Origin of the sequence: Paenibacillus sp. OAS669 (assembly GCF_014873645.1) — a bacterium.
Lineage (GTDB): Bacteria > Bacillota > Bacilli > Paenibacillales > NBRC-103111 > Paenibacillus_S > Paenibacillus_S vulneris.
This window is the reverse complement of the sequence record NZ_JADBDR010000004.1, coordinates 313193-324997: the sequence shown is the minus strand read 5'-3', so window position 1 is coordinate 324997 and position 11805 is coordinate 313193. Positions and strand designations below refer to the sequence as shown.

The 11805-nt window shown below is 44.1% G+C and carries 9 protein-coding genes; 7 read left to right on the top strand and 2 right to left on the bottom strand.

Annotated elements, in window-relative coordinates; all coding sequences use genetic code 11:
• Positions 1 to 18: 18 nt before the first annotated feature.
• On the bottom strand, positions 19 to 615 hold the full coding sequence (locus GGC63_RS11895; protein ID WP_192702512.1) for a C40 family peptidase: 597 nt from the start codon (positions 613 to 615) through the stop codon (positions 19 to 21).
• Between the two features lie 197 nt (positions 616 to 812).
• Positions 813 to 2102, bottom strand: a complete 1290-nt coding sequence (gene hcp / locus GGC63_RS11890; protein ID WP_192702511.1) for a hydroxylamine reductase — start codon at positions 2100 to 2102, stop codon at positions 813 to 815.
• A gap of 571 nt (positions 2103 to 2673) precedes the next feature.
• Between hcp and GGC63_RS11885 the strand changes: the two genes are divergently transcribed.
• From GGC63_RS11885 to GGC63_RS11855, 7 genes are all read left to right on the top strand, one after another.
• Positions 2674 to 3330 carry a response regulator transcription factor gene (locus GGC63_RS11885; protein ID WP_192702510.1) on the top strand — a complete coding sequence of 219 codons (657 nt, stop codon included), beginning with the start codon at positions 2674 to 2676 and terminating at the stop codon, positions 3328 to 3330.
• Between the two features lie 3 nt (positions 3331 to 3333).
• Complete coding sequence (locus GGC63_RS11880) at positions 3334 to 4764, top strand: sensor histidine kinase (protein WP_192702509.1); 1431 nt, start codon at positions 3334 to 3336, stop codon at positions 4762 to 4764.
• A gap of 4 nt (positions 4765 to 4768) precedes the next feature.
• Positions 4769 to 5536, top strand: a complete 768-nt coding sequence (locus GGC63_RS11875) for a hypothetical protein (RefSeq protein ID WP_192702508.1) — start codon at positions 4769 to 4771, stop codon at positions 5534 to 5536.
• A gap of 729 nt (positions 5537 to 6265) precedes the next feature.
• Positions 6266 to 8152: an acyltransferase family protein gene (locus tag GGC63_RS11870; RefSeq protein WP_192702507.1), complete on the top strand. Its 1887-nt coding sequence runs from the start codon at positions 6266 to 6268 to the stop codon at positions 8150 to 8152.
• A 58-nt stretch (positions 8153 to 8210) separates the two neighbouring features.
• Positions 8211 to 9473: a DUF418 domain-containing protein gene (locus GGC63_RS11865; RefSeq protein WP_192702506.1), complete on the top strand. Its 1263-nt coding sequence runs from the start codon at positions 8211 to 8213 to the stop codon at positions 9471 to 9473.
• A 208-nt stretch (positions 9474 to 9681) separates the two neighbouring features.
• Positions 9682 to 10347, top strand: coding sequence for an MBL fold metallo-hydrolase (locus GGC63_RS11860; protein WP_192702505.1), 666 nt, complete (start codon positions 9682 to 9684; stop codon positions 10345 to 10347).
• A gap of 152 nt (positions 10348 to 10499) precedes the next feature.
• Positions 10500 to 11801 (top strand): ABC transporter substrate-binding protein, encoded by a 1302-nt coding sequence (locus GGC63_RS11855; RefSeq protein WP_192702504.1) that lies wholly within the window; start codon positions 10500 to 10502, stop codon positions 11799 to 11801.
• Positions 11802 to 11805: the final 4 nt, after the last annotated feature.

Below are 11805 nucleotides of genomic sequence, written 5' to 3'. Positions count from 1 at the left end.
GATCAACGAAAAAGTGGCCTAACCTGGAATTACTCTACGGGCAAAAAGGTAATGCTGATACCAGTATTCTCCTTCTTTTTGATCCTTATGGATATTGCTGATGATAACTCCGATTCCTTGCTCATAAGTATGGAGGATTTGCCCTTCTCCCATATAAATACCGACATGCCTAACTTTATTTAATCCCGTTTCATTGGGGAAATCTTCATCGGAAAAAAACATGAGATCTCCTTTTCGCAAATTCATAAATGGGATCTCTTCCCCTTGAACCGCCTGTTCTCTTGCATTATAGCCCAGTTTGATTCCTTGTTTACTGTAAAGATACTGAACGTAAGAAGAACAGTCAAAAGCTTTATCTTTAAATCTTTCCGCTCCGTAGACATAAGGAGTCCCCATATAACGAATTCCCTCTGTAATAATGGAATCTGCTGTTTTTTGCCACTGGGGTACGTCTGCTGCCTCTTGGATTTTATACGGTCTTGTGTCATTTACCGCATTAGGCTTAGCTCCATCCTTATCATTCACCCCTTTTTTAGCAGTACATCCGGTTATTGTTCCTAAAAATAGGGTCGGGATTAAAAAGATTTTGATTACATTGCCAAACGAATTTTTCATATTCCACCTCCTGTCCACTATTGTCTTATTTCAAGTGAACCTCTATTCTTTGTAAAAGATGGTTATGGATTCGAAAGCAGAAATCTTGCTCTGTAATAAAATTGTAGTAAGTGAGACATAATTGGAAGAGAAAATCTATTGGTACATATTATAAAAAAAAGGACGCATAGCCGATGAGCTATACGTCCATATCTTACTTATTGTGCGAGCATTGCGGCCATGTCTTCTTGAGCATTCCCTATCAATTTAAGCCCGAATGTCTCTGTAAGCACGTTCATGACCCCTGGAGTAATGAATTCCGGAGGCTTAGGTCCGATGCGAATATCCTTGATTCCGAGACTAAACAAGCCGAGCAGGATGGCGACTGCTTTTTGCTCAAACCAGGAAAGCACGATGCTCACCGGCAAGTCGTTAACGCTGCAGCCAAACGCGTCAGCTAAGGCCATGGCGATCTTGACGGTAGAGCCGGAATTGTTGCACTGCCCAAGATCGATATAACGAGGGATGCCTGTGTCCGCCACCGTTCCGTAATCCACATCGTTGAAGCGGAACTTGCCGCAGGAGGTGGTGAGGATGACCGTATCGTTAGGCAGGGAGGTTGCAAGCTCGCGATAATATTCGCCGCCGGTTCCTGGCGCGTCACAGCCTGCGATGACAAAGAAGCGTTTGATTTTTCCTTGCTTCACTGCTTGAATGATCTCAGGAGCAAGTCCAATCACCGTCTCATGATGATAGCCCGTCGTTAGAATCTGCTCGGAGTCAATGTCTACAGCGGGTAAAGACAAAGCCTTCTCGATCAATGGTGTGAAGTCATTCTCTGCGATTTTGGTAACCCCTTCGAGACCTGCAATATCGTAAGAGAAGAAGCGGTCGGCGTAGGTGCCTTTAATTGGCATAACACAGTTAGTTGTAGCCAGAATGGCCCCCGGGAATTTTTCAAACAGACGCCTTTGATCATACCAGGCTTTTCCGATATTTCCTTTGAGGTGAGCATACTTCTTTAGCTGGGGATATCCGTGGGCAGGAAGCATTTCGGAGTGAGTATAGATATGGACACCTTTGCCCTCCGTCTGTTTAAGCAATTCCTCCAAAGCGTAAAGGTTGTGACCGGTGACAACAATGGCATGACCTTCGATTTTATTCTGAGAAACCGTGACGGGCTGAGGTATTCCAAAATGTGTCGTATGCGCGCGGTCAAGCACATCCATAATTCTTACCGCGGCGGAGCCTACTTTTATAGCCATATCAATATGCTCTTGAAGATTGAAATTGGAATTTGTAAGTGTCATATATAAAGCTTCATGTGTGATTCGATCTACTTCAGGATCATGATACCCCAGTTGTCTTGCATGCGTAGCATAAGCAGCGATACCTTTTAATGCGAAGATGATGGTATCCTGCAGACTTGCAATGTTCTCATCTTTTCCGCAGACGCCGATAACCTTACATCCGCCGGGTGTAGTTTGCTCGCATTGATAACAAAACATGTTGGACCCCTCCGTCACAATTCATATTCAATAACAATGAATAAGCTATCAGATCAGCCGCGGATCTTAAATGATAATTATCACAATTTGCGATACCGCACTAATGCCGAACGATCTTTTCATCCGGAAGATCCTCTGTTCGGGTTTTTATCGGAAATATCATAAGGAGAAGGGATTGTGAAATGTGCCGGTATTGTCCGGTTGTCCCAAACGATTTTACAACTTCATTACAACTTGATCTAACTTCCAATACATCCAAGTGATACTCTAACAATGTCCGTATGCATGTCAATATGATCGGTTTTATCTAAAGGGACATACTGTATTCCTTCCGATGCTGGGTAACCGCCAAAAATTGACACTATGACCTCCTTCGACAATAAGTCCCTATTCTGTTAAGGTAATTCATAAGGAAGTAAAATCTTTAGAAGCAGTCCCTATGAAAAACTGGGGTGCTTCTTTTTTCGCTGGATTATGCGGATATCCCGTGTAACCGCCAACAATTAAACGTCTTATTATCGTACATACTCGGAACAGAGTATAAAATATTAAGTCAGGAGCTCTATAAAAGATGGGAAAGAGAATATTGATCGTCGAAGATGATCTTCACATATCCAATATCATTAAAATGAATCTAAACCTCGTAAACTATGCAACGACTGAGGTACATGACGGAATAGCGGCGTTGGAAGCGATAGAGCGAGAAAAGTTTGATCTTATCCTGCTGGACATCATGATTCCGAAGCTGGACGGCTTTGCGCTGATGGAAAAAATACAGCCCTACCGCATACCGGTTATTTTCCTAACTGCGAAAAACTCCGTGTACGATAAGGTGACCGGACTTAAATTGGGGGCGGATGATTACATGGTTAAGCCCTTTGAAGCAATCGAGCTCTTGGCGCGGATAGAAACGGTGTTACGTAGATACGGCAAAGAACAGACTGTGATGGAGTTCCATAACGGTCAAGTCACCCTAGACAAACGTGAGGTGACCATCTTTGGCGAGCCGGTTGAACTGACACCAAAAGAATACGATTTGCTGGTTGTATTACTGAAAAACAAGAATATCGCGCTATCACGGGAGCAGATTATCGATAAAGTATGGGGCATTGACTATTACGGGGAAACAAGAACGGTCGATATGCATATCAAATCGCTGCGCAAAAAGCTTCAGCTTCAGGACCATATAAAAACGATCTATAAAATCGGTTACCGGCTGGAGGATTGATTGATGAAGTTTTGGCAAAAGATTTATTTGTTTTCAATTCTGTCCTTTGTTCTTATTTTTAATGCGGCTTCCATTATAGTCATTGAGCAAAATCATAACAAGATGCTGCAGCAGGAAATCAATGGCACACTGAGCGAGAATATGAACATTCATTCTAGCGTCGATGCGATCGTTCCGATTTTCCGTATTTATGATTCCATTAATTACGAGAAAGCCGTGTTAACGAAAATTGCCAAAGAATTTGTTGAGAAGAACGGTGACCAACGTAAATATTTACAAATCTTGAACGATAGCAATATCGAGATTTTTAACAATACCGACTTCAAAATGCCGGTGCATCGTGAGGAATTGGACAAGCTGGCCGCTGATGAAATCAAATATGTTATAAGGGATATAGACAGGCGTACGCTATTATTTACAGTAAATATAACGGATATTAATCGTAAAAGCTACGTGTTCACCTATATGAAAGACATTACTCCTTTGTACCAGGAGCGCGCGGACCAGTACCGCTTTTTCGTTAAAGTGGATATCGCCACATGCTTTATGTATATGCTTGTTATGTTTTTCGTAAGTAGAGGGTTGACTAAGCCAATCAATTACCTCAACCGCACGGCTCAAGTCATTGCAAAGGGCGGTTTTTCGGAACGCGTTCATTTGAAATCGAAGGATGAAATAGGCATTCTCGCAAGTAACTTCAATGCAATGGCCGTGGTTGTCGAGGAGAAAATCAGAAACCTGGAGCGGCACAATCAAGAGAAACAAAGATTCATCGACAATTTTACCCATGAATTAAAAACTCCGCTAACGTCGATTATCGGATATGCGAATTTCCTGAGGACAACCAAATACAACGAAGAGCAGTTTCTAGACGGGGTGGATGTTATTTACTCCGAGGGGAAGCGACTGGAGTCGCTTTCATTGAAGCTGATGGACTTGATTTTGCTTCAGGAGGACCATTTTCTGATGGAGGAGTATGAACTTGGGGCTATCATCACAGAGATCAAACCCGCGCTAGAGATGAAAGCCAAGGAGAAACAAGTTGCGATAGTCACTGATTGTGAAGAAGGTAGATTACTGCTGGACAAGGATTTAATAAAAATCATGATCTTCAATTTAGTAAATAATGCCCTTAAGGCATCAGACGCAGGGCAAAGCATTACGATCCGTACTCACTGGCACGGTAGCCGATACGTTCTTGAAGTAATCGACCAGGGCGTCGGTATTGCCAAAGAGCATCAAGACAAAATTTTCGAACCGTTCTACGTGGTAGATAAAGCTAGAACGAGAGCCAACAATGGAGCCGGCTTAGGCCTTTCGATATGTCAGGGCGTGGCGAGCATACACCATGCCGTCATTGAAGTGAGTAGTGAGGTGAATCAGGGCACGACGATCGGAGTCATCTTCGATCAGAAGGTTCGAAAGGCAGGGTGAAGCGATGAAAAAGCTCAGCGTCCTTATAGTATTTGCGGCGTTCATGATCTTGACGACGGGGTGTGGGACATTCTATACAACCATCGATAAAGATACCGTCATGGTTAAAAAAATAAACAATGAGGACAAAAGGAGTGAAGTGCAGTACGAAGCTGCACTCTCTCAAGATACTGCGAAGACGTTAAGTGTCAAAGCGGTCAACAAATATTTTAACGAGAATTTCACGGTAGACAAATTCAAGTTTGAGTTGATGGTGGTAGATCAGAATAAGTTGAAAGACACAGTTGAAAACAGTGTTAATTCACAGCTGAATCAGAAAGATAAAGAGGATTTCGAAACGGAGCTCAACAAAGTTCCTGATGGCTTATTTTATTTAACACTAACCGGTTCTTACAGTCGCGATGGAGTATATGATGTCGTCTTGAATGCAAGAACCGGCGATGTACTTAAAATCTTTAAATACCCTAATGCTGACGGTAGTAAGGGTATAGATGGAAGTGTGTCTAATGAACAAATAATAAAAACTGCCGATCGGTTTATTCAAGCAGAGGGAAGTTATGCCATTTCTGATCTAACTATGGATCTTCGAACGATTCGCTCATATTGGGCGGAAGTGTATTATAGGAGCAACAATGGTAAATCATTGAAATATCATGTCATTGTCCAATTAAAAGATATGAAAGTGTTAGGATTCAACAAGGATCTAATGGCGATGCTCAATTATTATACAGGGATAACATACTATCAATACTACAGATACTACCAATATTAACCGGACAGGGACTAGTTGCTTAAGCAACTAGTTTTTTTGCGCTGTTCTGACTAAATCATTAAAAGTTTATTTCTATCATGCTAATTGAATGAGTACACAAAAATCTTCGGGAGTGGAACCCTGATTCACAGAGTATTGAGGGCTATTTTCAGAGGACAGATTAGGAGGAGTAACATGGTTGGGATTGGAAAAGAAAATCAAAATAAACGAGCTAAAAAAAGAAAGCATTGGGGCCATCAATACACTGGATAGTTTGGATAAACCGAAAGACACGATACCGACGGACAGAATAAGGAAGATCATTCAATGAAACCCGTCAAATGGGAAGACACTGAACGAGTCAACACGGCGCTTGCACTAGGCACCTTGCGATGATAACAATTGGCGATTTGCTTGTGCCTTGACATTCAATATTACGTCTATACCGATTTAGAAGGATTTAAATCGCTTATTGATGCGTTAGACGGGATCGATTTCTTTGTTGGTTCAGAACGAGGGGGTAATGTGGACGAGATTTCGAAGGCGCATACTCACTAGTTATAATTTGTCTTGATTATGAAGTACCGGCTGGGTTCAAAAATTTACAACTTCATTACAAGTCCATCTCACTTATCATATTTTCGCGTATTATACTAGTTCACATCCTTCGATATTTGACAATAAATCTGAAGAATGCCACTTCCACCGGCCATCGTTAAAAACTACTTTATAAAAGGGAGGGTAAGTGAGATGTCATTAACGATGGGTAGATTGACTAATATTCATCCAAACAATTCTCTTAATGTAATAAAATACAAACCGCGCTATATGCCGGGACTAGATGGACTCAGGGCTTTAGCCGTTCTCGCTGTCATTGCTTATCATTTTAAATGGGGCGTGGCAACGGGAGGATTATTGGGAGTGGGCGTCTTCTTTGTACTCTCTGGCTACCTCATAACAGATTTGCTGATGGAAGAGCGTAAGAGGAAGGGTCGAATCAACATGAGACAGTTCTGGTTGAGGCGCATGTACAGACTGTTGCCGGCCATGCTGTTAATGCTGTGCATTCTAACCGTCTATCTTACGATTGTTGATCCCGGAAGGCTATCTTCGATTCGCGGGGATATTTGGTCATCGTTAACATATACGACTAATTGGTATTTAATTTATCATAATGTATCCTACTTCGAAAGCTTTGGCCCCCCTTCACCTATCGGACATCTTTGGTCGCTCGCCGTGGAGGAACAATTTTACTTGATATGGCCGTTGCTTCTCATGATATTGATTTCTACCTTAGCCCCAACGCGTGGCAAGCTTTTTTTGCTAATACTTGCGGGAGCAGCAGTCTCTTTCGCATCGATGGTGCTTTTGTATGAGCCAGGCACAGACCCGAGCCGAGTTTATTACGGAACGGATACGAGAGCTTTTGGGCTGTTGATTGGAGCTGCATTTGCAATTATATGTCCAAGCCACAAATTTGCTGAGCCATATTCACGAAAGCGGGCCGCTAGGGTTAACTTTTGGGGAGTTATCGGTCTCTGTATCGTGATGTATATGTTGACAATGACAGGGAAATACGATGAATCATTATACCGTGGCGGCATGGTCATTCTCTCTGTAGCATCTGCATTGGTCATTGCGGCTGCGGCGATTCCGTTCAGTACAATAGGCAAACTGCTTGCCTGGAAGCCCCTTCGCTGGATCGGAAAGCGATCTTATGGCATTTATTTGTTACATTATCCGGTAATTGTTTTAACCGGTCCAACAGATCCAAACGCAAATCCGAATCTGATTCTCCAGCTAGCCCAGCTGACGACAATTGTTATACTAGCCGATTTGTCTTATAGATTTGTGGAGGAGCCCATTCGGAACGGCATGACAAACCCTTTAAGGAAAGAGGTTAGATATATGGAAAATTCAAAACAGGTCAAACGTATATTTTTGCTGTTTTCCTTCGTTATGACAATCTTCATTTGCGTAGCTTGTGCACGAGCAGAAAGTGGAAATTATGGACCTTCTGAACTGAAAAAATCCGAAATAAGCGAGACTTCCACCGAGAATACCAAACAATCTGAATTGGCACCATTGAATAATTCAAAATCGATGTCGAGCAGTAACCTATCGCAAGAGCCAAAGTCAACACCCAAGGATGAGAAGTCCTCTAAGTCAACTGTAGAAATTACAGCGATAGGTGACTCCGTGTTGGTCGGAGTAGCGCCTTACCTGAAAGAATTAATACCCAACATCAATATAGATGGTAAGGTAGGTCGGCAAATGTCTGAAGCGAAGGATGTCGTTGCACAACTCAATTCGAAAAAGAATCTAGGGAGTATCGTCATCGTTGGGCTTGGCACGAATGGCCTATTTTCTTCTGAAAAACTCGAAGAACTACTCAATACCATTGGCAAGAATAGGCAAATCTATCTCATTAACATCCGTGTGCCACGAGACTGGCAAGACTCAGTAAACAAAACATTGGCTGATGCTGTCAAGGGGCGTTCCAGCGTCACATTGATCGATTGGCACTCGTTTAGTGCCGACAAACCAGAATGGTTCACAAAGGACGGTGTTCACCTGCAACCGGAAGGAGCTAAGAAGTACGCTTCACTTATTGCTAAGTCAATACAGTCTAGATAGCATTAAATTATTTTGCGAAATCTATATAGTGGTGGAATATTTTGAGGAGGAATGCTAATTGTCAGCCAATATCAAGTTTTCGGACGAATCCGGCAGTGAAAATAATACAGGAGTAACCATCAATGATGTAGCGGATTCCAAAAACAACGGATTGAAAAACAAGGCGGTTTTAGGCGAACCACGGGGGTCGGGGCGTCTCGTGGCGCTTGATGCAGCGCGGGGGTTAGCGGTCTTAGGGATGTATTTGCAGCACTTCGCATCGAATAAAACGATTTCTGCGATCGTTTCCGGGAACACGACGCTGCTGTTCGTGCTCTGTGGCGGGATTTCTTACTCGATTATGGCGCAACGCATGAAGGATCGAAAAACGGAGACGACCACGTTCCGGGCACGGATGCTCGCTCGTGCGGTGTTCATTGATGTGATTGGATATCTGCTCATCCTGCTGAATACCTCGTACGGGGTAATCTTACCCGCCTACGCGGTAATGTTCGTGTTGGCATTGGTGCTGATTCGTCATTCGACGCGCGTGCTCGTTACGACAGCAGCCGTTTTGACCGTGGTTGCCCCACCACTGATGATTCTTGGCATGAGCGTTCTATCAGGAGCGTACCTCCTTGATGATATCGCGGGCGGTCCGATGTCCGCGCTCGCACTCGCTCCTGCTTTCGTCGCCGGTATGGCAATCGGGCGCCTTGATCTCACCAAGATACGCATCGCACTCTCGCTCACGGTAGGTGGTGGTATCATGCTCGTTGTTGGCAAGATGCTGGGCGTTTTCGTTATTCCCGGGCTGAGCCGTTCCTTCGACGGTTGGCTCATTGGCCTTAAAGGCACTGTCAGTACCATGCCGACCCTGCCGGATCTGAATGCAATCTGGCCTCTCAACAGCGAACCTCCGCTGTGGAACATGCTTCTCTGGACATCTCCGCACAGTGCGTCGACGTTTCAGACGGTGATTGGGCTGGGTATCGCATCACTCGTGCTGGGACTGGTATGTCTCGTGCCGAAAAATACCTCTCTAGTGTTAATGCCTTTCGCGGCTGTCGGACGCGTGGCATTGACGATGTATGCGGCTCAATTCGTTGTGATATGGTCTCTCAAACTGGCGGGGATAAAATATGGTGTTGGAGGGATTCCATTCGGTGACCTTCTCGTCGCGGCCTCAACGCTGTTGACAGGGTGGTTGATCTCGCGGCTTCCTCACGGTCCTCTCGAGTCAATGATGAGACACTTTGATCGCGCGTTCAGCGATTCCCGAACTGCACCGTACACGAAAGGACGTTCATCCTCGATGACGGACACGGGTCTTATGCACTAGTGCAATGGTCGTCGGGTCACCCTCTCAAACCACACTAAAAAGTTACCGATTATTGTCCTTTCTTCGATACATGAATGAAAGGGCAGTTTAATGCAATCCCCCAAAAAAATAGGTCGTGTGATGGTTTGCTATGTGTTGACAAGGGACAAATCAACATAATAAAATATTTTTACATAAAATTATATTTTTACGATGGAGGTTCGAAGCAATGGAAATAGGTAAGGGAATAGAAATGCTTCACCTAGATTATCATGGGAATGTAATTCATCCCATTTTAGTAAGGGATCAAGATATGGCCGTTTTAATAGATACAGGATTTCCGGGACAATTTGAAGAGCTGCGCTTCGCTATGGAAAAGGCCGGAGTGCCGCTCGACAAGCTAACAGCAGTGATATTGACGCATCAGGATGTGGATCATATAGGCAGTCTTCCTGAGATTTTGAAGGAGTGCGGCAATGCTGTTAAAGTATACGCGCATGAGCTCGATAAGCCGTATATTCAGGGGGAGATACCTCTTATCAAAGACGGACTCCTTGAGAATCCTCCGAAGGGCAAAGTAGATGAAACCTTGGTAGACGGTCAGGAACTGCCGTTTTGCGGCGGGATCCGCGTCATCCATACCCCAGGACATACTCCGGGCCATATCAGCCTTTATTTAAGACAAAGCAAGACTCTCATTGCCGGAGATTCCATGTACAGTGTAGACGGAAGGCTCGGGGGAATTCATATTCCAACCACACTGGATATAATAGCAGCTCGATTTTCTTTGAAAAAATATGCAGACCTTGACATCACAAACGTGGTTTGTTATCACGGGGGATTAAGTAATGTCAATGTAAACGATCAGATAGATGGACTTATCCAAGGACTATAAAGGTACGTAAGCGATGGGAAGGTGCAGGCTGCAGCTTGATTCGTGCTGAAATAGAGTGCAAGTGATCTGATAACTCCGTGCATTACAACCTGCTATGAAATGATGTACATTGAAAGAAGGAATATTATATCGTTTCATATTAGGAGGGGCTTATGAACCATAGGGGCAAAGCGTTCGCTGTATTTTGTATGGCCAGCACGGTTCTCATTTCAGGCTGTTCCAGGGGGAATCAAGCGGAGGAAACCGCACGGAGCAGTCCTGCAGCCGTTAGCGCTAATACCGAACCTGTCACCATCACGATGAGCCTGGACACCAATATTGATGAAGATCTGATCACACAAATTCAAGAGCAATTGAAGATGAAGCATCCGAACATTACGCTGCAGCTGATCAAGCCCGGCAATGGAACCAGTCTTGCAGAATTGATCATGGCAGGTCAAACGCCGGATATCGTTCTTACTTATAACGGCAAGCTTGCTTCCTATCAGGACCTCGAAATTCTTTACGACATGACACCTTTATTGAAGCAGTATGATGTCGATTTAAGCAGGTTCGAGCCTGCTATTCTGGAGGATTCCAAAATCGCCTCGACCAAGGATGAGCTCTACGGCCTTCCGTTGAGCTTAAATTACCATGCGTTGTATTATAACAAGGATATCTTTGATAAATACGGCGTCCCGTATCCTACGGATGGCATGACATGGGATCAGGTGCTTCAGCTTGCCAAGAAATTGACCCGCATGGACAACGGCACACAAATACGGGGGTTCGATCCCGGTAACAGTGTAATCTGGGTTTCCCAGCCCTTAGGCATCGCGGCGATCGATCCAAAAACGGAGAAGGCCTCCATCAATAATGATCAATGGAAAAAAGTATTTGAACTTGTGAAAGCGTTTTATTCGATACCGGGGAATGAGCCTAATGGCGCAGCTAAGGATGCATTTCTTAAAGAGAAAAATTTGGCCATGTATACGGATTTAAGCATCATCAACGATTTGGAGCTTGCATCCAAAAATGCGTTGAACTGGGATATGGTGCAATACCCCAGCTATCCCGAGAAGCCGAACGTATACGGGAATGCCAGCGTCAATATGCTGATGATTACGAAAACAAGCAAGCATAAGGATCAGGCGCTTCAGGTCATTAATGTGGCCACTTCGGACGAAGTTCAGCTGGAAAGTGCGAGGAAGGGAAGAGTCACCCCACTGAAGGATCCTAAATTCAAAGCCGAATTCGGCACCGCCCGAGAGGTACTGAACAACAAAAACGTACAGGGCATCTTCAAAAGCAAGCCGGTAAAATATCCGATTGCTTCCAAGTATAGAGGAAAAGCGGAAACGATGGTCCGCAACAAATTTACCGAATATGTAAACGGCAATATCGATGTGAATAGTGCGCTTTCCCAGCTGGATGAAGAAATTAATAGAATGATTCAAACGGAATCCGGGAAGTAACCTT